18 protein-coding genes, 1 pseudogene and 1 riboswitch are annotated in these 22209 nt (G+C 59.0%); of the genes and pseudogenes, 11 read left to right on the top strand and 8 right to left on the bottom strand.

All coding sequences use genetic code 11. The features are described from left to right. Position 1: 1 nt before the first annotated feature. The 6 genes from ATY77_RS03920 to ATY77_RS03950 all read right to left on the bottom strand — a co-directional run bounded on the left by ATY77_RS03920 (position 2) and on the right by ATY77_RS03950 (position 5982). The gene (locus ATY77_RS03920; RefSeq protein WP_038691053.1) at positions 2–652 is read right to left on the bottom strand and encodes an urea amidolyase associated protein UAAP2; all 651 of its coding nucleotides are present in this window, start codon (positions 650–652) and stop codon (positions 2–4) included. 10 nt (positions 653–662) lie between these two features. Next, on the bottom strand, positions 663–1484 hold the full coding sequence (locus ATY77_RS03925) for an urea amidolyase associated protein UAAP1 (RefSeq protein WP_088686156.1): 822 nt from the start codon (positions 1482–1484) through the stop codon (positions 663–665). Further along, complete coding sequence (locus ATY77_RS03930; protein WP_088686157.1) at positions 1481–2305, bottom strand: ABC transporter ATP-binding protein; 825 nt, start codon at positions 2303–2305, stop codon at positions 1481–1483. The genes ATY77_RS03925 and ATY77_RS03930 overlap by 4 nt, the downstream gene beginning before the upstream one ends. Further along, positions 2302–3120: an ABC transporter permease subunit gene (locus ATY77_RS03935; RefSeq protein ID WP_038691029.1), complete on the bottom strand. Its 819-nt coding sequence runs from the start codon at positions 3118–3120 to the stop codon at positions 2302–2304. Before ATY77_RS03935 ends, ATY77_RS03930 begins: the two co-directional genes overlap by 4 nt. Positions 3121–3178: 58 nt before the next feature. Continuing rightward, entirely contained in the window at positions 3179–4252 is a 1074-nt protein-coding gene (locus ATY77_RS03940) for a putative urea ABC transporter substrate-binding protein (protein ID WP_088675095.1), read from the bottom strand. A gap of 73 nt (positions 4253–4325) precedes the next feature. Further along, positions 4326–4439: riboswitch (guanidine-I (ykkC/yxkD leader) on the bottom strand. A gap of 730 nt (positions 4440–5169) precedes the next feature. Then, a complete protein-coding gene (locus tag ATY77_RS03950) occupies positions 5170–5982 on the bottom strand; it encodes a helix-turn-helix transcriptional regulator (protein ID WP_245314280.1) in 813 nt (270 codons plus the stop codon). A gap of 75 nt (positions 5983–6057) precedes the next feature. On the opposite strand from ATY77_RS03950, the gene ATY77_RS03955 reads away from it, so the two are divergent. After that, positions 6058–7089, top strand: coding sequence for a pyridoxal-phosphate dependent enzyme (locus ATY77_RS03955; RefSeq protein ID WP_088686159.1), 1032 nt, complete (start codon positions 6058–6060; stop codon positions 7087–7089). A 215-nt stretch (positions 7090–7304) separates the two neighbouring features. Here ATY77_RS03955 and ATY77_RS33120 read toward each other — a convergent pair. Further along, positions 7305–7388 (bottom strand): annotated as a pseudogene (locus ATY77_RS33120) (ribonuclease activity regulator RraA); the annotation flags it as partial. A 299-nt stretch (positions 7389–7687) separates the two neighbouring features. On the opposite strand from ATY77_RS33120, the gene ATY77_RS03960 reads away from it, so the two are divergent. From ATY77_RS03960 to ATY77_RS04010, 10 genes are all read left to right on the top strand, one after another. Beyond that, complete coding sequence (locus ATY77_RS03960; protein WP_088686160.1) at positions 7688–8278, top strand: DUF1349 domain-containing protein; 591 nt, start codon at positions 7688–7690, stop codon at positions 8276–8278. A 202-nt stretch (positions 8279–8480) separates the two neighbouring features. Next, entirely contained in the window at positions 8481–9266 is a 786-nt protein-coding gene (gene hisN / locus ATY77_RS03965; protein WP_088686161.1) for a histidinol-phosphatase, read from the top strand. Positions 9267–10189: 923 nt separating this feature from the next. After that, positions 10190–11995: a thiamine pyrophosphate-binding protein gene (locus ATY77_RS03975; RefSeq protein WP_190237573.1), complete on the top strand. Its 1806-nt coding sequence runs from the start codon at positions 10190–10192 to the stop codon at positions 11993–11995. 101 nt (positions 11996–12096) lie between these two features. Then, complete coding sequence (gene hisD / locus ATY77_RS03980; RefSeq protein WP_088686164.1) at positions 12097–13413, top strand: histidinol dehydrogenase; 1317 nt, start codon at positions 12097–12099, stop codon at positions 13411–13413. A 78-nt stretch (positions 13414–13491) separates the two neighbouring features. Next, positions 13492–14742: an ABC transporter substrate-binding protein gene (locus tag ATY77_RS03985; protein WP_088686165.1), complete on the top strand. Its 1251-nt coding sequence runs from the start codon at positions 13492–13494 to the stop codon at positions 14740–14742. Between the two features lie 82 nt (positions 14743–14824). Continuing rightward, positions 14825–15721 carry a sugar ABC transporter permease gene (locus ATY77_RS03990; RefSeq protein WP_088686166.1) on the top strand — a complete coding sequence of 299 codons (897 nt, stop codon included), beginning with the start codon at positions 14825–14827 and terminating at the stop codon, positions 15719–15721. Continuing rightward, positions 15711–16589, top strand: a complete 879-nt coding sequence (locus tag ATY77_RS03995) for a carbohydrate ABC transporter permease (protein WP_088686167.1) — start codon at positions 15711–15713, stop codon at positions 16587–16589. Before ATY77_RS03990 ends, ATY77_RS03995 begins: the two co-directional genes overlap by 11 nt. A 4-nt stretch (positions 16590–16593) precedes the next feature. Beyond that, complete coding sequence (gene ugpC / locus ATY77_RS04000) at positions 16594–17694, top strand: sn-glycerol-3-phosphate ABC transporter ATP-binding protein UgpC (protein ID WP_088686168.1); 1101 nt, start codon at positions 16594–16596, stop codon at positions 17692–17694. 8 nt (positions 17695–17702) lie between these two features. Next, positions 17703–19199, top strand: a complete 1497-nt coding sequence (locus ATY77_RS04005) for a GMC family oxidoreductase (RefSeq protein ID WP_088686169.1) — start codon at positions 17703–17705, stop codon at positions 19197–19199. Further along, positions 19199–20848: a GMC family oxidoreductase N-terminal domain-containing protein gene (locus ATY77_RS04010; protein ID WP_210199540.1), complete on the top strand. Its 1650-nt coding sequence runs from the start codon at positions 19199–19201 to the stop codon at positions 20846–20848. The genes ATY77_RS04005 and ATY77_RS04010 overlap by 1 nt, the downstream gene beginning before the upstream one ends. Before the next feature lie 116 nt (positions 20849–20964). Here ATY77_RS04010 and ATY77_RS04015 read toward each other — a convergent pair whose 3' ends face one another. Continuing rightward, positions 20965–22197, bottom strand: a complete 1233-nt coding sequence (locus ATY77_RS04015) for an MFS transporter (protein WP_088686170.1) — start codon at positions 22195–22197, stop codon at positions 20965–20967. Positions 22198–22209: the final 12 nt, after the last annotated feature.

Here is a 22209-nt window from a genome sequence, read left to right on the forward strand (position 1 = left end):
ATCAGGCCTCGCCATCCCAGATCAGCACGCGGATCGGTGTCGGATCGAAGCCGTTGCACGGGTTGTTGACCTGCGGGCAATTGGAGATGACGCAGAGCACATCCATCTCGGCGACGAGTTCGACATAGTCGCCGGGCGCGGAAATACCGTCGACGATCGTCATCTCGCCGGTCGGCTGGATCGGCACGTTCATGAAGAAGTTGATGTTCGGCACGATATCGCGCTTACCCATGCCGTGTTTCGAAACTTCGAGCAGGAAGTTGTCGCGGCAGGCATGCAGATACTTCGTGCCGTGGCCGAAGCGCACCGTATTGCTCTCGCAGGAGCAGGCGCCGGCCGAGGTGTCGTGGCGGCCGCAGCTGTCGGCCGTCATGGTCAGCATGACGTTGCCTTCGCTCGACATGATCTTCGTGCCGATGCCGACATAGGCGGCACCCTGCATGCGCATCGTGTCCTGGTTGGAATAGCGCTCGGAGAAATCGTCGGCGCGATAGAAGAGCGTGTCGATCGCCTGTTGGCCGTAGCTATCCTCGATACGGATGATCTGGCCCTTGCGCACGATGCCGGACCATGGCGCTTCGGCTGCGATGAAGTGATCCTGCGCGGCATTTTCCACGGCGCGGGCAGGGGAGGTCTGAATGAAATCGGACATCGTCTTCTCCTCAGGCCTGCATCAAGGCGTTGTTTTCGAAACCGCGCACCGCTTCGGCCGTTGCCGTGCGGCAAAGATCGTCCGCTGCCGGGACTGCAGCCTTGTAGCGCGTGATGACAACAGGTTTCGGCTGGTAGTTCGGATCCGGATCGAGGGGATGCGGGCAATTGGAAAAGCCGACCAGCATGTCCATCTCGGCACGCAGTTCGACATAATCGCCGCTGTTGGAACGCTTGCCCTGCCAGCCGAAGCCGCCGGCCGCGGCAAGGCGCACGGGCGCGAAGAGATTGAGGATGCCGGGAATATCGCGACGGGTAAGACCGAGCTTGCCGGCGACGAGGATCAGGTTGTCGCGGGTATTGCGCGTCTTTTCGCCCGGATATTTCGCCGCGTTCGAGGCAGCGGTCGAGCCGCCCATCAGACAGTCATGAGCGCCGGAACTGTCCTCGATCATCGAGAACATGACGCGGCCCATGTCGGAGAAGATCACGCGCCCCTTGCCGAGCGCCGTCGTCCACTGGACCTTGGCGGTATCGACGAGATTGATCCGTTCGCTGGTATCAGCGGCGCTCCAGGCGACGAGCGCCACGGTGGAACTGCCCTCCGCCTGATCAACGCGGATCGCTTCGCCGCGCGAGACTTTCGTCGACCAGTACCAGCCACCGGGGACGGTTTCCTGGTGGATGACGGCGGCGGTGTCGATCGCCGGCGCCGGCAAGGGGCTGGGGCCGGGCAGCGCCTTGGGGGCGAATTCCAGCCCCTTCTTCTGATGCTCCTCATATCGTGCGCGGTTGGCGGCGATTTCTTCGGGTGAGCGTCCCACATGCATCATTGCAACTCTCCTGACGGTGCCAGGTCGTCCCGGCTGTGCCCCAGGGAAGCGACCGGGCCGTCCCGGTCGGGGCTGAAGATCGACGGCTGGCCGGCAAGGCGCGGCGGCCAGATGGAAATATCCTTGGTGATGGTGGCGCCGTAGCGCTCCCTTTCCTCCGGCCGGTTGCGGCGGCGCTCGAAAGCCACGACGCGGTTCGCAAGCGTGAAGGCTTCGCGCATGTCATGCGTGACCATGACGACAGTCATCTGCGTCTCGTGCCAAAGCCGCTTCATCAGCGTGTGGATCTCGGCCCGAATGCCCGGATCGAGCGCGCCGAAGGGTTCGTCGAGCAGCAGCACTTTCGGCTTCATGATCAGAGCCTGGGCGAGCGCAAGGCGCTGCTGCATGCCGCCCGAAAGCTGGGCCGGGTATTTGCCTTCAGAACCGGCAAGACCCACCTCGGCGACCAGTCGGCGCGCTTCATCGAGAGCGTTGCGGCGGGCCGCGCCGAAGAGCCTGGCCCTATAGCGGGCGGCGGAAAACTCCCGGCCGAGCAGCACATTCCCGAGCACGGTCAGATGCGGAAAGACGGAGTAGCGCTGGAAGACGACACCGCGATCCGGCCCCGGCTCCGGTGGCAGAGGCTCGCCGTCGAGCAGGATCTTGCCCTTTGTCGGCTGTTCCTGGCCGAGCAGCATGCGCAGAAACGTCGTCTTGCCACAGCCGGAGGGGCCGACGAGGGCGACGAATGCGCGCGAAGCGACGGTGAGCGACACGTCTTCCAATACGATCTGGTCGCCATATTCCTTCCAGACCCGTTCGATCCTCAGTTCGCTCATGCCTGCTTCTCCAGCTCCGACCAGGGGAAGACGGCGATCCGCAAGCGGTCGAGCAGGGCGTTCATGACCACGGCAAGCAGCGTGATCCAGATGACATAGGGAAAGATGATATCCATCGAAAGATAGCGGCGAACGAGGAAGATACGGTAGCCGAGGCCGGAATCGGACGAGATCGCTTCGGCGGCGATCAGGAACAGCCAGGCGGGGCCGAGCTGCAGCCGGAGGCATGTGATCAGCCGCGGCAGGATCTGCGGCAGCACGACACGCAGGCCGATCTGCCAGGAGGAGCCGCCGAGCGTTTCAGCCTTGACGATCTGTTCGCGGGGCAGCTCCAGCGCCTTCAATGCCAGGTCCCGGATCATCGTCGGCGCAACGCCGATAACGATGAGGGCGATCTTCGAGGTTTCGCCGAGCCCCATCACAATGAAGAGGATCGGCAAAAGCGCGAGCGGCGGCACCATGGAGATAACGGCGATGAAAGGGGCGAGCAGCGCCCGGAGATAAGGCAACATGCCGATCAGCATGCCGATGAGAAGCGCGATCGCCGTCGAGATGCCGAGGCCGGAGAGCAGCCGGATCAGGCTTGCTCCGGTATCCGACCAGAGCAGATATTCACCCGTGCGCTGGTCGGCAACGAAAGCAAGACGGTTGATCGCATCGGCGAAGCCCGCCAGGCTCGGCAGAAGCTTATCATTGGCGTTTTCCGCCAGTCGCGCTGCCGAGCCGAAGGCATAGGCAAGGGCGAGCAGCACGAAGGGCAGCAGCGTCAAGGCAAGCTGCGCGCCCCGGCTCGGCCTCGTGTTGATCCAACGCATGGGAAATGCTCCGCTTGGAAAGGGGAGGAGGCGCGGGCGAACCGCGCCCCTGTTGTGATCAGAGCGAGGCGTCGGCCGCTGCCTTCATGTAGGTCTCGGTGAAGCGGAGCTTCACATTGGCGGCATCGCCCAGCACCTTGCCGTCAGGCATTTCGATACCGATCACGTCGGCAGATGGCGCGCCATTGCCGAGCAGGCCCTTCTCGAAGAGGAAGCCGCGGACGAGATCCATGGTCTTCGGCAGGCTGGGCGAGGCGGTGAAGGCAACGGCGTCGGCCGGTTTGTCGAAGAGCTTGGTCGCGGCGAGCTGCGCCTCGAAGCCGGCGAGATCAGTGCCGGATGCTGCGCCCATGGCTTCGCGGGCGGCTTTGCCCTCGGCGGTATCGGCCCGCAGCAGCGCTGCCGTCTCGTACCAGATGCCGGCAAGCGCCTTGCCGAAATTCGGATTGTCCTTCAGTACGTCGGTATTGGCGACCATTAGGTCGATGATCTCGCCCGGGACCTGCGAGCTGTCGAAAACTTTCTTGGCGCTAGGATCCTCCAGAATGGTGGAGACGAGTGGATTCCAGGTGACGACGGCGCTGACATCAGGCGTCTTGTAGGCGGCGACCATGTCGGCATCTGATGTATTGACCACCTTCACGTCGCGCTCGCTGAGCTTGATGCTTTCAAGCGCACGGGCAAGCAGATAGTGCGAGACGGAAAACTCGACGAGATTGACGTTCTGACCCTTGATGTCGCCAAGGCTCGGCTTGTCCTTCAGGATCACGGCGTCGTTGCCGTTCGAAAAATCGCCGACGATGACGGCCGTCGTGTCGACTCCGCCGGCGGCCGGGATCGAGAGACCGTCCATATTGGTGAGCGTCACGGCATCGAAGGCGCCCGCCGTATACTGGTTCATCGACTCGACGTAGTCGTTGAACTGGGTGACTTCGATGTTGATGCCGTATTTATCGGCCCACTTCTTGACGATGCCGTGGTCGCTCGCATAGCCCCAGGGCATCCAACCGACATAGATCGACCAGGCGACCTTGAAGCTGGTTTTCGGCGCCGCCCCGGCGGCAGAGCCGAACCCGAAAGCCAACGATACCGAAAGGGCCGCTACGGAAAGAATCTTCGAAAAAGTCTGCATAGAAATTCCCCTTTTGCTTTTTCAAAAAGGGATCGGCAAAGACCATCGCGCCGCCAATCCCTTGGCTTACGAGGTCTCCCGGGCTTTTATCCCGCCGTGCATCCGGTGGGATTTCTCTCCCAGCCGGTGGTGGCTCTCGGACCAGCACGCTTCCAAAGAGAGCGCCGGAACCCTAGCCACCAACTCGCAAATATCAAAGCAAACGGTGTGCCAGATCGTAACTTGTTGATTTTACATGAGACGGTGATCGCCACTTGCTTTCGAATTCGCCGACAAATGCATTTGCGCGAAAATTGTGCAGCCTTCGGTAAATGGATTGTCCGATGGGCATGTGGCCTCCGCCTTTGCAATGACTGCAAGTGCGCTTCTCTTTGTCCGTCGGGCAGCGAGCCCGATCAGGTACCCCGAGCCGCCCGTTCCGATCTGTTCAAGGCGGAGGTGCTTTCGTTGATAAGACGCTCCTTTTTCGTGATAGGCGCGGCTCACATAGCGAAAACCGGTGTCGACGGTCGAAAAGGCAATGGTCTCTGTTTGGCGCACGCCTGCGCCGCATAAGGGCGACGTGTCGACATTCTCGCAAAGACGGATGGCGTTAACGTACGGATCGAGCGAAAGGGTCTGATCGGCCGGATCGATTTCAATTCCCGCTCATCCATACCATCGCCAGCATTCCCATGGGGACATGGCTTCCCGATCTCCGCGGTACAGTGCCGGAAATGGAGGTCAGTGAGGACAGTACTGCGAGTGGGGTTCACGTTTCGGCGCGAAACAGCTGCCGGATGGCGCCCTTTTTGCCGGCATTACGTTCGATGTTTCCGGCATCGCGATCTTCAATCCGGATGTCAATATGCGGAGCCGAGCTTTTCACCGTGTCCTGCTTCCCGGCGCTTCATGCTTCAGTTGGTCGGGGCCGCTATTCACCGGCCTTCGTCGTGCTCTCGCGAGCGTCCTCGAAATGCGTTGGGCGTCGCCCCGATCGCATCCTGAAACATCGCAATGAATGCAGAGGTGGTGCTGTAGCCCAACTTGAGTGCGACCGTTTGAACGGAAAGGCCATCGGCAAGCATGGGAACAGCCCGGGTTAGCCGAAGCCGCTGACGCCATTTCACAAAGCTCATGCCAAGATCGCGCGCGCAGCGACGAGCCAATGTACGCTCCGTGCTGTGGACGTGGTTCGCCCATTGGCCAAGAGATCGACCGTCACCGGGGTCTTGAAGAAGTGCTTCCAGAACTTGCTTTAGGGCGCGATCGTTCGACAATGGCAGGAAGCTCTCCAAAGGCGATCCAACACTCAGCTGATCGATCAAAACGCGCATCAGCCTTGCATCATCGGCATTTTCAGGCTCTCGTATGCCACGCTTCTTCAAATCAAGAAGAATCGCTTTCGCGATCGGCCCGACGGAGAGAACGCTTGCTTGGTGCGGAAGACGGTCACAATGGCTCTGTTCGATGTCCAAAAGCAGATACGTGGTTTCGTCGCCAGCCCAGGCGAGATGTTCGGTCTCAGGCGGCAACCACACGCCGAAGTCTGGCGGCGCCGCATATCGGCTGCCTTTCACCGTCAACTCGACGACGCCCGCGACGGAGTAGACGAATTGACCCCAGCTATGTCGATCCACTGGGAATGCGGTGACTTCGGTCAACTGCACAACCTTCATGGCGACCGATCCACGTGCAGACGTTTCATTTTTTCCTAAACGAATGTCGCCAGTCATTTTGTCAGAAGCCACGTATCCAGTGTCCGGATTTCAGTATCTGCCCTTGTGTATAGGGTCCTCATCTGACGATGTGTAGAGGATAATCGGATGAGTGCTCTCGAAACTCTTGGACGCGTGCCGCGTCTCGATCTGCGTGGGTTTGTTTCTCCGGTACAGCGTCTCGAACGCTTCAGTGAGGCGATCGGAGTCGAAGTCTGGTGCAAGCGGGACGACATCGGCTCTGTCGGTCTCGCTGGCAATAAGGTCCGCAAGCTGGAGGTCGAACTGGCTCATGCCGTCGCTTGCGGTGCATCGCACCTAGTCGCGGAAGGCTCGCGCCTTTCAAATGCGACGCGTGCGGTGGCCGCTGCCAGCGCTGCTCTCGGACTGAAATGCACACTGCTCCTTTGTCATGACGAGCCGCACGAACCTGTCAGCAATCTCATGCTTGATAGTCTTTTCGGCGCTGATCTTCGATTTGTGGGCGATATGAGCTGGACTGATCTTGCTCGGCATTCAGTAGACGTCGTCAGCGAACTCGAACGATCCGGTGAACGCGTTTATCGACTTCCCATCGGTTGTGCTTCTGAACGCAGCTGCTTGGGGTTTGCCCTGGCATATGACGAACTGCGTCAGCAAATGCGCGAGCATGGACGCACCGTTGGGACGATCGTCCATGCGAGCTCATCAGGCGGAACCCATGCGGGCCTCGTCCTTGGGAATGCACTACACGGTTTCGAAAGTGAAATTCGCGGCATTGTTGTAGCGGAGGACGTCTATCCCGATGTGCCTGGCGCCTATCTGTCGTTCGCTCGCGGCGGCGCGCGTCTTATCGATGCAGAAGTCGAATTGACGCGCGATCATATCAACGTCACGCAAGCATATCTTGGTGAGGGATATGGACTGCCAGCTGACGGCATATATGAGGCGATCGATTTGCTCGCAACCAAAGAGGGCTTGCTGGTCGATCCTGTCTATAGCGGGAAGGCTATCGCGGCGATCATGGATCTTGCCGCGAAGGGTGAGCTAAACGGCCCTGTCGTCTTCTGGCATACAGGCGGCTATCACGCGCTTTTCGACCCTCGCTATGCAAAGCGAATCTGGTCGGCACTTGACCGCCTTGCAGGCATCTTGCTGTGATGTTGCACTGGACCGCCGCTGAAATATAGTCATCAACTGGAAGAGCGAAGTGCGAGGGCGCTAGTTGCACTCTCGTCCGCGCGGCGCCGCCGGCAGAGTCAGGACGGCAATGCGGATCGAAAGGCGCGGACGCACAATGGTCCTAATGTCATTGACCGCCAGATCAAACTAGCGCCCGTTTTTATTGCGCCACTCGGCGCATTTATGGAGCGTTTGGTGGGAGTGGATGGCTTGGCGAAATAAGCTGGCATATCAAGCGCGCCAATGCCCTCTGCGTCACGAAAGCCACCATCGGACACGCAGCACCTCGTACCGCAAAGCGCGCCAGAGGCGGCGAAAAAATTTTGAAGCTAAGTCGGCCATCGGCCGACGACACTAACCGGATTTGGTCTGGCGAATCGGCCGTCATGGTCGCTGGGTCCGCCGACCACGTCACATCGCGTCAGGTTTAACGGTATTGCGAAATTGTAGCCGTGAAATTCCGTGCGATTTTGATCCCGGTTCGTTTTTTCTAACCAAGAGGCGTGTTCACGAGGGGCAAATTTCCAGCGAGCTTCAGAACACCGCTGTCGAATTTAGCTCGAAGTGGAGGTTGTAGATGAATTTGCATAGGATGCAGGTAAGGGGCGAAAACCATGGCACGGCCATCGTCGGCGATACCAGCTTGACGTTAACGGCCAATGGAAGCACTGACTGGTTCCATCATCCGGCGGAAAGCTTTCGCCGGAACGACGTGCTTTCCTTAAGTACGGAAGTCGCTGAAGAGACGTTCGCAGTTGTCGCAAGGGTGTCAGTTGAGTTCTCATCACCCTACGACGCAGGTGCAATTTTCGTACAGACCGACGACGATAATTGGGCAAAACTGGCGTTTGAATACTCGGCTGCCCGAAAGCCAACAATCGTAAGCGTCGTTACAAGGACGACATCGGACGATTGCGACGGGCCAAATTTCCATGGAGAGGCTGTTTGGCTCCGCGTTTATTGCGACGGGGAAACGATCGCATTCCACTTTTCTGAGGACGGCAAATTCTGGCAGTTTTTGCGCTGGTTCTCTTTCCCTGGCATCCGCAACCGTCCAATTAAAGTTGGCTTCGGCGTTCAATCGCCGACGGGAGAGGGCTCGAAAGCTCACTTCGACAATATCGAACTGACCTTTGAAAAGATCGCTGACCTGCGAAGCGGTGCGTAAACGGCATCGGCCCAGGCTCACGCGGCCTCGGTGTAATTGACCGCGAATGTTGCCAACCTTTGTCAGGAGATGAACAACCCTAGTGTCGCGCAAGGTCGTCAACTGGGCGACATGGATGGCATCCTCATCGCAATGACAAAACCGATGTATGCAGCAACAGTAGTGCGGCGCTTCGAGACACCAAACAAGACAGGAATAAACGATGAAAGTTCCTACGGCGGATTTTCTGCACCGATTAGCCGACGCTGCCGATCGCGAGACAGTGTCGCGATTTCGGCAAAAGCTTGAGGCGACAACTAAGCCAAAAGAGGGATACCGCTTTGATCCAGTAACCGAAGCGGATCGGGAGGCCGAACTGGCAATGCGAGCGCTGATCTCCGAGGAGTTTCCCGATCACAGCATTGTCGGTGAAGAGTACGGCATCACGGGAGCTGGAGCCTGCCAGTGGGTCCTCGATCCGATTGATGGCACTCGGCCTTTCCTGCTTGGAATTCCGGTATGGGGAACCTTGATCGGCTTTTGCGAGCAGGGGCGAGCGACCGCTGGATTAATGAGCCAGCCAATCACGAGAGAGAGATTTTGGGCCCGCAACGGCGAAAGCTGGCTCACCACGGACAGCGCTACAACTCGCTTGACGACAAGTGCGTGCACGCAGCTCTCGGATGCCGTCTTACATACCAACTCGCCTGAAGGCGTGCGCCGGAACCCCGACGTTCGATTTGATGTGCTCGACGCGACGGTCAAAATGACCCGCTATGGAGGCGAGTGTTACGCTTTCGCCATGTTGGCGGCCGGCCACATCGATATCTGCGTCGAATTCAGTCTGCAGCCTTACGACATCGTGCCCCTAATTCCGCTTGTCGAGGCAGCGGGGGGCACAGTAACGACGTTCGACGGGTCGCGTCCGGAAAACGGAGGCCGCATTATCGCTTCTGCCAACGAGGAACTCCACGCCGCTGCGATCAGCGTTTTGATGCGTGGACGATGAAGCATGACGCGGCAATGGTGCGATCGCCAAGGGCTGAGCCAGTTGCGACGAGCCGCCGACGGTGGGCGCGACAGTGGGCTCGCCGTCAACTGTTTCCGGATACGACCTGGATCTGACGCTGGACGCGCGACTTTACGGTTGTCAGCACAGGTTTTAGATCGCCGACATCAAATAGTCTGGGCCAACCTCCCACCTTACCTCAACCGCCACCGTCGTTGCGGGTAGCACGCTGCTTTCCGGCGTTTGCTCATCGGGCGCAATGGCAGGCGCAGTCATCCTGACAGTACTGCAAAGCGATCTGATCCCTGGCTGCCGGAATCCGCCTGACACAGATGGTGGCATGCGCGCACTCGTTCTTGCCAATCGCTCTGACTGTCGCCCTCACGGCGCCGGCTCGTGAAAAGGAGGAACTGCATAAAACCGGCTTCGAGACGGCCTTCCAGCGGCTCGGACTGACCCGGCCCTCCAGCCACGCATTGGAGCTGCACCGCCAGGCATGGCCTTTTACCGTTTGCTGATTTTTCATAAATTTCGAAATTCCTCTGTGACGACGGAGTGTGCCTCTTTGATCAGTTCATTCCAGACGCGCTGAGCATGATGAAGCACTTTTGACTTCATAATGCTCATTCCCGTGAACGTGGTCGCCAGCTCAGAAACTGTCCGTCACTACCCTCGCACATCGCCTGGTAACCTCAAACACGGCACCGGCTGCCCGGGTGGGCTATTGCCGTCGCAAGTCAACCGGCTTCGGATTCTGCGCCGGCGGGAGCAAACATAAAGCAAAGTGCGCTTCATCCTGCGTCACCGTTTCGGAGTCTGCGAACTTGCGAGTCTGCCCTATGCGGCGGCAATGTAAGCGCAGTTGAACGGCTGCGGTCATTGCCAGCCCACGACTAAAGAGCAACGAACTCTAGAGGGTGAAGATGATGAAACTCACAGGTGGCCAGGTCGTCGCGAGGGCACTGAAAGAGTATGGCGTCGAATATGTGGCTGGCGTTCCGGGGCACGGGATCTGGTCGCTTTTCGACGCATTCCTGGAAGAAGGCTCCCAACTTCCGTTCATCCAGGTCATGCACGAGCAGAGCGCCGTCCATATGGCGGATGGATATTTCCGAGCCAGCGGAAAGCCGATGGCTTGCTCGACCTCCGTCGGGCCGGGCGCTGCAAATACCATCATCGGTCTCGCAACAGCGCTAACCGATTCCACCTCGCTTTTCTACGTATCGGGTTCTCCGCAGACCTATATGCACGGTCACGGCACCATGCAAGAACTCGAACGTCATCAGGATAACGCCTTTCCGCGCGTCACTGAGCAGGTTACCAAACGTGCGTGGCAGGCAAATTCCGTTCAAGTTCTTCCCAGCATCATGCATCGCGCCTTCAGCGAAATGCTCACCGGCCGCCCGGGCCCGGTGCATGTCGAAGTTCCGATGGACGTTCAGGTCGAAGCCGCCGACGTTACGATCCATCCCCTTCAGAAGCGGCTTCCGATCGGCATTGCCTACCCGGATCCGCGCGCGATTGAAGCTGCGGTGAAGGTCCTTCTTTCAGCCGAGCGGCCTGTCATCGTCGCCGGCGGCGGCGCAATTTCTGCAAATGCATCCGAGGAATTGACGCGACTGGCCGAAAAACTGGGTGCAGCCGTCTCGATTACCTGGAACGGCAAAGGAGCGATCTCTGAAGATCACCAGCTGTTTATCGGCGCTGTCGGACAGACCGGCACGACCTGCGGCAACAAGATCACGGCCTCGGCAGACGTCGTCGTCTCCGTCGGTTGTCGCTTCACGGACTGGTCTGCTTCCTCGTATGCCAAGGGCGTCTCCTTCTCGATTCCCTCTGCAAAGCTGATTCACATCGATCTCGATCCACGCGAAATCGGCAAGAACTACGAGACCGAGGTCGGCATCGTGGCGGACGCCAAGGTTACTCTCGAAGCCATTCTGTCGCTGATTTCCGACGCAGACTCCACAAAAATGCTGTCGCGCCGTGAACCTTTCCTGGCTGACGTCCAGAAAGCGAAAGCAGATTGGCGCGCGCAGGTCGAGCCGCGCGAAACGAGCCGCGAAACGCCGTTTACGTCGCAGCGCCCCTTGATGGCGCTTCGCAAAGTTCTCGATCGTGACGGCATCGTTGTCGTTGGATCGGGAAATACGCAAGGGTCAGTGAAGCAGAGCTTCCCGATCTACAAGCCCCGCACCCACATCACATCCGGTTCCTATTCGCCGATGGGATGGGCCGTTCCCGCAGCGCTCGGCGCCAAACTGGCCTGCCCAGACAAGCAGGTCGTCGCGATCGTCGGAGACGGTGACTTCATGATGTCTCTCCCGGAGATGGGAACAGCGGTCATGAACGGCATCAACGTTGTCTTCCTCGTTCTGAATAATTTCGGATACATGTCCATCCGCGGTGGTCAGCGGAAGTTCATGGGCCGCCACGTCGCTTCCGAGTTCAACCACCATGTCGGCAACGGTGAACCTTATTCTGCCGACATCGCCGCCTCTGCACGCGCATTTGGTCTCGAAGCATGGAAGGTCGAGAAGGACGAGGACCTCGAAAGCAGCATCAAGGCAGCATTGGAGTGCGGTGGGCCTGCTCTCGTCGAGGTGATCGTATCGCGTGACGCCGCTGGCCCGTTCGCCACCGGCTGGTGGGACTTCCCGTCGCCGGCCTATTACGAGAAGGAACAGGCTGCCTACGCAAAGATGCGCGAACTCGAGCAGCATCTGTAGAGCCAACTTCAGGCTGGGGGCGCCGCCTGGCGCCCCGCCAACCACAGTCTCTCCAAACCCAGAATGCGGGGCACGGCTTCCGCAAACGAAGAGTTATTGTCATGATCAGACACATCAAAACTGCCCAAGCCTCGACCGCGGGCGCTTCCGATGGCGCGATAACGAAAGCTGTCGAGGAGCTCCTTTCTAAGGTGGAAGCCGGCGGCGACAAAGCGGTCCGGGAACTCTCCGTTAAGTTCGACAGATTCGACCGCGAGTCCTATCGCCTGACAAAAGACGAAATCGCTGCCGCGATCAATTCGCTGACCCAGCAGGAGCGCGAGGACTTGGACTTTGCCCAGGACCAGGTCCGCCGCTTCGCACAGGCACAAAGAGATGCGCTGCAGGATCTCGAAGTCGAGACTATTCCAGGCGTGGTCCTCGGCCATCGCAATGTGCCGATCGAAAATGTCGGCTGCTACGTGCCGGGTGGAAAATATCCGCTGCTTGCATCGGCTCATATGACTGTGCTGACAGCGCGTGTGGCGGGCTGCGACCGCGTCATCACCTGTGCTCCCCCATTCAACGGACAGATATCCAACAAGATAGTCGCCGCACAGGCTCTCGCCGGTGCAGACGAGATCTACTGCATTGGCGGTGTCCAGGCGATCGCGGCGATGGGCTATGGCACAGAAACGATCGAAGCCGTCGACATGCTTGCCGGTCCGGGCAATGCTTATGTGGCAGAGGCCAAGCGTCTTTTGTTCGGCAAGGTCGGTATCGACCTGTTTGCCGGCCCGACCGAAACGCTGGTGATTGCTGACGAGAGCGTCGACGGTGAAATTGTCGCAACGGACCTGCTCGGCCAAGCCGAACATGGTGCCAACTCTCCGGCAGTGCTCATCACCAATTCCGAGAAGCTCGCCAAGGATACACTTGCCGAAATAGACCGGCTCCTGCAGATCCTTCCGACGGCCGCCGTCGCAGGAAAGGCCTGGAACGACTGCGGAGAGATCATCCTCTGCGACACGATCGAGGAAATGGTGTCCGAAGCCGACCGCGTCGCTTCGGAACACGTTCAGGTCATGACGAGCGATCCGAACTATTTTCTCGAGAATATGAAAAACTATGGCGCGCTGTTCCTTGGCGCCCGCACCAATGTCGCTTTCGGGGACAAGGTCATCGGCACGAACCACACACTGCCGACGAACAAGGCCGCGCGCTACACCGGCGGTCTGTGGGTCGGGAAATTCCTCAAGACCTGCACCTATCAGCGCATCGAGACCGATGAGGCATCAGCCCTTATCGGTGCCTATAGCTCTCGTCTCTGCCTAATGGAAGGCTTCGCGGGTCACGCCGAGCAAGCCAACATTCGTGTCCGCCGCTTCGGTGGCCGCAACATTCCTTACGCGGGGGCCGCCGGCCCGCGCGACGCATAACCCACCGGCGGCTTCGACACCCCTCTTGTCGAGACTGCCCCAACCCACCAACCGCTGAGGCAAAAAAGGGGAACTACAATGAAACTGAAAATGCTTCTTACCGCTTCGATCTCTCTTCTTCCGATAGCCGCTGTGGCGCAGGAGAACCCCAAGGTCGAAGGTATTCACCACTGGGTTTCCGAGAGCGAGGTCAAGGCGCTCAAGGTCATTACCGACAAGCTCGCCACCAAGGGCTACACGTGGCAGGACAGCGCAGTCGGCGGGCTCTCCGGCGCGAACGCCTTGCAGGCGCTACGTACCCGACTTGCCGCCGGCAATCCGCCGACGACGATGCAATTTCTCGGCTTCGAGGGGCTCGACTGGGCGAACGAAGGCGTCTTGCGTTCGCTGAACGAACTTTATGAGAAGAACGGGTGGGAAAAGACCATCTCTCCCCAGCTGGAAGCCTTCGTCAAAAACGGCGACGACTACATCTCCGTGCCGATCAACATGCATCGCCAGAACTGGATCTGGGCCAACAAGGCACTCTTCGACAAGTACGGCATCAGCGAGCCAAAGAGTTGGGACGAAGTGATCGCAGTTGGCCAGAAGCTCAAAGCTGCGGGTGTCGTCCCTCTGGCGATGGGCGACGAGCCCTGGCAGATCCTCGAAGTCTTCGAAGCAATCGCGGCCGACATGAACGGGCCGGATTTCTACAAGAAGGCGATTGTCGATCTCGACGAGGACGAGTTGTCGAGTGACAAGATGGTCAAGACGTTCGACATGCTGCGCAAGGTTCGCGGCCTGGTCGATGACGGTTTCACCGGCCGCGACTGGGCGGTTGCATCCGCAATGGTCGCCGACGGCAAGGCGGGTATGCAGTTGATGGGCGATTGGGCCAAGGGCGAGTTCCTCAACAAAGGTCTCAAACCTGGATCCGACTTTCTCTGCTTCCCGACGCCAGCGCAGACGCCCTATTTCAAGTTCGTCATCGACGCCTTCGGCCTCTTCAAGACCGATAGCGAACCGCTTGTCCTCGCGCAGGACGCCTGGGCGGAGTCCGTCATGGATCCGCAGGTCCAGCGTGACTTCAACAAGGTCAAGGGGTCGATCCCCGCCCGTATCGATATCTCGGTTTCGGATTTCGACGCCTGCGCACAGCGCAGCTTCGCCGACCGCGATAGAGCCCAGAAGAACGACACGATGCTCGGCGGGTTGACGGAAGGCTTCGCCAACCAGCCGCAGTTCACCGGTGTCTTCAGCGACGTGGTCGCGAAGTTCTTCACGACCGATATGTCTTCCGAGGACGCGGTCAAGGCTCTCGTCGACGGAATCAACAACGCAAAGTGAGCGTCCGTCCGGTTCCAGCCCGCCAAGGCGGGCTGGTTTACCGCACTTCGACGCACATGCGCCTCAACGCTGGAATGCTGTGATGAACAGTAGGATTTCTCCGAAAGATAGATTTACGCTCTGGTTGCCCCGGCTGGTCCTCTCTCCGAGTTTGGTGGTGGTTTTCATCGGCGTCTATCTCTTCATTGCATGGACGGGCTGGATATCCCTGTCATCGTCCAAAATGGTGCCGCGATACGACTTCGTCGGCCTGGAGCAATATGTTCGCCTTTGGGCAACGCCCCGCTGGGAGACGGCAGTCGCCAATCTCTTCATTTTCACGGTGCTGTTCCTGGCAATAACGATCGCGCTCGGCCTATTCCTCGCGATCCTTCTCGACCAGCAGGTTCGGGCCGAGGGCTTCCTGCGCGCCGTCTACCTCTATCCGATGGCGCTTTCGTTCATCGTTACCGGCACCGCGTGGAAGTGGATCCTCAACCCTGGACTCGGGGTGCAGAAAGTCGTCAACGAGCTCGGCTGGACCGGCTTTGTCTTCGACTGGATCACGAGACCGGAATATGCCATCTACTGTGTCGTGATTGCGGCGGTCTGGCAATCGACCGGCTTTGCCATGGCAATTTTCCTGGCTGGCCTGCGGGGCATCGACAATTCCGTGATCAAGGCCGCGCAAATCGAAGGTGCCGGCCTTGTGCGGATCTACTGGAGCATCATCGTGCCCATGCTCCGGCCGGCCTTCCTCAGCGTCATCGTTCTTCTGAGCTATATCTCAATCAAAAGTTTCGATCTTGTCCTGGCGCTGACAAACGGTGGCCCGGGCAGCGCTACCGAAATGCCGTCGACCTTCATGTTTTCCGCGACCTTTAAACGAAATCAGATGGGCATTGGTGCGGCGAGCGCCATGATGATGCTGATGACGGTCGCGGCGATCATCGTGCCCTACCTCTATTCTGAACTCAGGGAGAGCCGCAATGACCACTGAGGTTAACAAGGCGCGGCGCTCCGCCTTTTTCGGGCGCATCCTCGTCTACGGATCGCTCATCGCTCTTGCGGCGTTCTATCTGATGCCGCTCTGGGTGATGATCGTCACCTCGCTCAAGTCGCTTGACGAGATCTATTCCGGCTCCTTCATCGGACTTCCGCAGCAGGTTACTTTCGACGCCTGGCAGAAGGCTTGGGACGAAGCATGCATCGGCACCGAGTGCAGCGGGCTGAAGCCTTATTTCGTCAATTCGCTGCTGATGGTCATTCCGGCGGTCATTCTGTCGACCGGGATCGGAGCGATCAATGGCTACATCCTTACGAAATGGCGATTCCCAGGCTCAAACTTCGTGTTCGGCATGCTGCTTTTCGGCTGCTTCCTGCCCTTCCAGGCGGTGATCCTGCCGATGGCCCAGCTGCTCGGCGCCCTGAAGCTCTCGGGAACAGTCCCTGGCTTGGTACTCGTTCACACGGTCTACGGTATCAGCTTCACGACGCTGTTCTTCAGGAACTACTTCATCACGATCCCCAACGAGCTGACGCGTGCGGCGCAAATCGACGGTGCCGGATTTTTCCGCATCTTCTTTTCCATCATGCTGCCGGCGGCGCTGCCGATCATCGTCGTTTCGTGCATCTGGCAGTTCACGCAGATATGGAATGATTTCCTCTTCGGTGTGTCGTTTACTGCGGGACAATCGTCACCGATCACCGTGGCCCTCAATAATATCGTCAACGTCACGATGGGGCGCAAGCAATACAACGTCGACATGGCCGCTGCCATGATCGCCGCAATTCCCACGCTCGTCGTCTACATCCTGGCAGGCCGCTACTTCGTACGCGGACTGACTGCCGGTGCCGTGAAAGGCTGAACCCATGTCTACTCTCGAAATCAACCGCGTCCGCAAGGCCTATGGCGAACTGGAAGTCCTGAAGGAAGTATCGATATCCATCGGCACGGGCGATTTCCTTGTGCTGCTCGGACCTTCCGGCTGCGGCAAGTCGACCCTCCTCAACATGATCGCAGGTTTGGAGACAATCACCGGCGGTGAGATCCGCATCGGACAAAAGGTGGTCAACCACCTTTCGCCGAAGGACCGCGATATCGCCATGGTCTTCCAGTCCTACGCGCTCTATCCTACGATGACAGTGCGGCAAAACATCGAGTTCGGAATGAAGATCCGCAGAGTGCTTCCGGCCGAGCGGGACAAAGCGGTCAAGGCTGCGGCCGATCTTCTCCAGATCAGCCATCTTCTTGATCGCAAGCCGTCGCAACTGTCGGGAGGCCAGCGCCAGCGCGTCGCCATGGGACGTGCGATCGTCCGCCAGCCAAAGCTTTTTTTGTTCGACGAACCGCTGTCTAACCTTGATGCTAAGCTTCGCGTCGACATGCGTACCGAAATCAAGCGCCTGCATCAGCGCCTTGGCACGACAATCGTCTACGTCACACACGACCAGATCGAAGCCATGACGCTCGCAACCCGTGTCGCGGTTATGAAGGATGGCGTCGTCCAGCATCTCGACGAGCCTCAGAAGGTCTATGACCGGCCGGCAAATGTCTATGTCGCAAAGTTCGTCGGCTCACCGTCGATGAACATCATCCCCAGCAGGCTCGAGGTCGCCGGCTCATCCGTGGCCGCCGTCATCGACGTGCCGAATAAGCCATCGGCGTCCATAACCGGTATCGCACTCTCTGCCGAGTCAGCCAAACGGTATGCCGGCAAGAATGTGCTTGTGGGGATCCGCCCGGAGAACTTCACACCCGCCTCCGCTGGAGCTGGCAACCACATCGCAGTGGATGTCGATGTGGTCGAGCCGACAGGACCTGATGCCCTCGTCGTGTTCCAGCTTGCAAACGTCGAGGTAACCGCGAGATTGCCCCCAAACGTCACTCGATCGCGCTCTGAAGCATCGCTCGCCGTCGATGCGTCGAAGATCGTCCTGTTCGACGCCCAGACCGAAGCCAGAATTGATTGAGGTATGCCATGCAGCACACGGCGGATGTGGTCATTATAGGCTCGGGCATCGGAGGAAGTTCGCTTGCCTGCAGCCTTGCCGAGAGCGGCCTCAAGGTCATCATCCTGGAGCGCGGCGGGCACCTTAAAGACAGCGCGGAAGCTCGTGACGATGTCGCGATTTTCCAACGCGGCTTCTATCGGCCAGGCGAAGAGTGGCTTGGAACGGACGGTGAAAGCTTCCTTGCCAACAACTACTATTACGTTGGCGGAAATTCGAAATTCTTCGGCGCCGTGATGTACCGGTATCGAAAGGAGGATTTCGAAGCGCGTCCACATCTCGACGGAAAATCTCCCGGGTGGCCATGCACATACGAAGAGCTGGAGCCGTGGTATGAGCGGGCTGAAAAGGTATTCCGAGTACGTGGCGCGCTCGGTCAGGATCCGACGGAGCCCTTCCATAGCAAACCCTATGCATATCCTGCCGTTCCCGACGAGGCGCCGATTGCGTCGGTCCGCGACCGGCTGAAGCGGGCAGGTGTCCATCCGGCGAGCTTGCCGCTGGCGATTGACATCGAGGCTTGGCTTCACCGCGCAAAGACGGGCTGGGATGCGTTCCCGAACACAGGTGTCGGCAAGATCGATGCCGAGGTCGGCCCGTTGACGGAGGCGTTGCGTCATCCAAACGTTACCCTCATCACCGGTGCTAACGTATCCCGCCTGGAAACAGACGAGACCGGCACCCGCGTGACTGCTGCGGTCTTTGTCAAGGAGGGGTTCGAGCAGCGGATCTCTGCCGGCATGTTCGCTGTCGCCACCGGCGCGGTGCAGACTGCAGCACTCCTGCTCAGGTCGGCAAACAAGGCTCACCCCACCGGCCTGGCCAACAGCTCAGACCAAGTCGGGCGGAATTTCATGAACCACAACACATCGGCGATGCTGGTACTCGATTATCGCCGCAATGCCTCGGTCTACCAGAAGACCATTGCCTTCAACGATTTTTATAACGCTGATAACGACTACCGGGCGCCGCTCGGAAACGTGCAATTGCTGGGGCACATCACTGGCAATATTTTGAAAGCGAACTTCCCAGCACCCGCACCCTCATGGCTGGTCCGCCTGATCGCGCGACACGCCTATGGGTGGTTCCTCACCAGCGAAGATCTTCCTAATCCGGAAAGCCGGGTGATGGTCCGCGAGGATCGCATCGTCGTCAACTGGATCCGGTCGAACATGCGCGCCCACCAGGCTCTCATCAAGAAGACGAAGGACGTTATGCGAAAAGCGGGCTTTCCGGTGGTCCTCACCCACACATTCGGTCGAAAAACAACCTCTCACCAGTGCGGCACCGCTCGGCTCGGGCATGATCCGAAAACCTCGGTTGTCGATCTCAATTGCCGTTCGCATGACGTCGAAAATCTTTATATTGCCGATGCCTCAGTTCTTCCGACATCGGCGGCAGTTAACCCGGCCCTGACGATCGCTGCCCTCGCGATCAAGGCGGGCGCATCGATCAGAGGTGTGTGATGTTGCTCCCCCCGTTTGGCTCTGCGCGCTACGGTATCAAGCCGCATTCTGGCAAGCACCATCGCTACGACTATATTGTCGTCGGCGGAGGGTCGACCGGCTGTGTGATCGCCTCGCGATTGTCCGAGGATGAAAATCTCCGCGTGGCGCTCCTAGAGGAGGGGCCTGCCGATTCTAGCCCATACATCCACATTCCAGGCGCCTACTACAAGACTGCTCAGGGAAGCCTCTTGAAGCGTTTCGCCTGGGAGGCCGGTCCGGAGCTTGCGCGCAACGAGCAGCAGACGATGGTACAGGCGCGCGTGCTCGGCGGGGGTAGCTCTGTCAACGCGATGATCTATATTCGTGGTGTTCCCTCGGACTACCAGCAGTGGGTGCAATTAGGCGCTGCGGGATGGGCCTATGAGGACGTGCTTCCATATTTCAGGCGTTCCGAGGACAATAACCGTTTTTGCAATGATGCACACGGCGTCGGAGGTCCGCTCGGCGTCTCCGACATCGAGCACATCCATCCCTTGACGCGCGGTTGGCTACAGGCATGCCAGCAGGCGGGTCTTCCCTATAATCCGGATTTCAACTCCGGCAGTCAGGCGGGGTGCGGGCTCTATCAGATTACCGCGAAGGACGGTAAACGCAGCAGTGCTGCCGTCGCCTATATCAAGCCAGCGAAGGGACGGCCGAACTTGCAGGTCGTCACTCGCACCACTGTCACTCGGCTGATCGTCGAAAATGGCAGGGCTGTCGGTGTCGAATACATCCGCAATGGTGAGAAGCATGTGCTGCGTGCAGAGCGCGAAGTAATCGTGTCGGCGGGCGCGATCGCCACACCGAAACTCCTGATGCTCTCTGGCATCGGACCAGCCACCGAGTTGAAGCGGCACGGGATCACTGTGCATGCAGATCTTCCGGGTGTCGGTAAGAACCTACAGGACCACGTCGAAATATCACTGATTTATCAACTGAGTGGTCCCCACAGTTACGACAAATACAAGAAGATGCATTGGAAGGCGGCCGCCGGTTTGAATTACGCGCTTTTCAAGGGCGGGCCTGCGTCATCAAACCTCATCGAGGGCGGTGCGTTTTGGTGGGGCAATAAGAGCGAAGATGTCCCCGACATCCAGTTTTTCATGGTGGTCGGCGCGGGCATTGAGGAAGGTGTCGATGCCGTACCGGGCGGCAATGGTTGCACGATCAACCTCGGTCAGATCCGGCCGAGGTCGCGAGGCGAAGTCACATTGAAAAGCGGCGATTTCAACGCCGATGCCCGCGTTGCTCCCAATTACTTCTCTGATCCGTACGACCTGGAGGCGATCACCGAGGGTACAATGGTCGCGATGGATATCATGTCAAAACCGGCGCTCTCGAAATATCTCCAGTCACGATATGTGCCGGCCCCGAGCGTCAGCACGCGCGACGACATCCGCGCGTTCTGTCAGAGAGCCGCGCACGCAGCACTTCATCCGTCGGGGACTTGCCGGATGGGTATCGACGAGATGGCCGTGGTCGATCCGCAACTTCGCGTCAGGGGGATCGAAGGGCTGAGGGTAGCCGATGCATCTGTCATGCCAACATTGATTTCTGGCAATCCCAATGCCGTCTGCATCATGATCGGGGAACGGGCGGCCGACTTTCTGCGCCTCACGCACTAAGAGCGACAGAGACAACGTGATTGAACGGGCGATGTGGCATCCACATCGCCCGTTTTCGTTTATCGCGACGGGGTCCGTTCCATCAAAGGTTCGAGCAGAACCCGGCGGTGCCGCCATCAGGGTTCGTGTCGGAGCTTGAGCCCGTGAAGCGCCATGCGCTTGCCGACCGCGAAACCGACGACGGCGACAAGAACAAAGCCGGCCGTGATTACGCCGAAGCTTGTTGTCAGGCTTGAATGCTCGGCGACAAAGCCAAGCAGCGCCGGCCCAAGAAGCAGCCCGCTATAGCCCATCGTCGTGGCGATCGACATTGCTCTGCCGGCCGAATCCCCTCCGAGATGACCGGCGGCCGCGAAGACGGCCGGAACCAGGTTTGCTACTCCAATCCCGCAGAAACCAAGGGCAAACAGCGTAACGCTAATGCTGCTCGACACGACAACGACCAAGACTGAGACAGCGCAGACCACACCGCCGATGCGAATGACATTGACATGCCCAATGCGCCGCGTCGCCAAGTCGCCCGCAAACCGTCCGAGTGCCATCGTCGCGGAGAAGGTTGCGAAGGCATAGGCTCCAACGCTTTCGGAGGCCCCGTGTTCGGTGACGAGAAATATCGCAGTCCAGTCCATCACGCCGCCTTCGGCCAACATGGAGAGGAAGGCGATGGCTCCGAACATAATGACAAGAACCAGCTGTTCAGGGCCGAGTTTTATTGCCTTTATCGCACTCGACTGAGTACGGCCGATGCCTTGTTCAAGTGGCCGTTTTCGTGCAATCAGACGTGAGCCGAAGGCGACGAGGACGACGATTGAGCCGGCAATGCCGAGGCATAAGTTCAACCCGCCACCGATCGAAACCAACTGGCCGACAAGAAGGGCGCCCAGGAGCGCCCCGACACTGAAGACCCCATGGAAGGAGGACATCAGGTGCCGTTTCGATGTCCGTTCGAGGTGCGAGGCTTCGGTGTTCATCGAGACGTCCAGCGTTCCAAAACCGGCGCCTGCCGCAAGGATCAGAAGTGCCGCGGCCAGGACGCTGGGAGCCAACGGGATCGAAAGGATGCACGCCCCGAATACCACGCAGCCCGCAAGCGAGAGCTTGTCGCTCTGCAGTCGGTCGATGAACTGTCCGATCGTCACCATCAGAACAATCGCGCCCAGTGCGAACCCAAGAAGGAGGAAGCCAAGTTCTCCCTTGTTGATCGCAAGCCTTGTCGTAACAAGCGGAAGACTGGAAGCCCAGGCTCCGATGCCTATTCCGGCCGCGAGGAAGAAAGCACAACATCTTGCCCGTTTTGACGAGCCTATGCGCCGGAGCACGCCTGTTCGTGCTGGCTGGATAAGCAACATGGAGACACCCGT

The sequence above is a fragment of the Rhizobium sp. R634 genome (assembly GCF_002211305.1).
GTDB lineage: Bacteria > Pseudomonadota > Alphaproteobacteria > Rhizobiales > Rhizobiaceae > Rhizobium.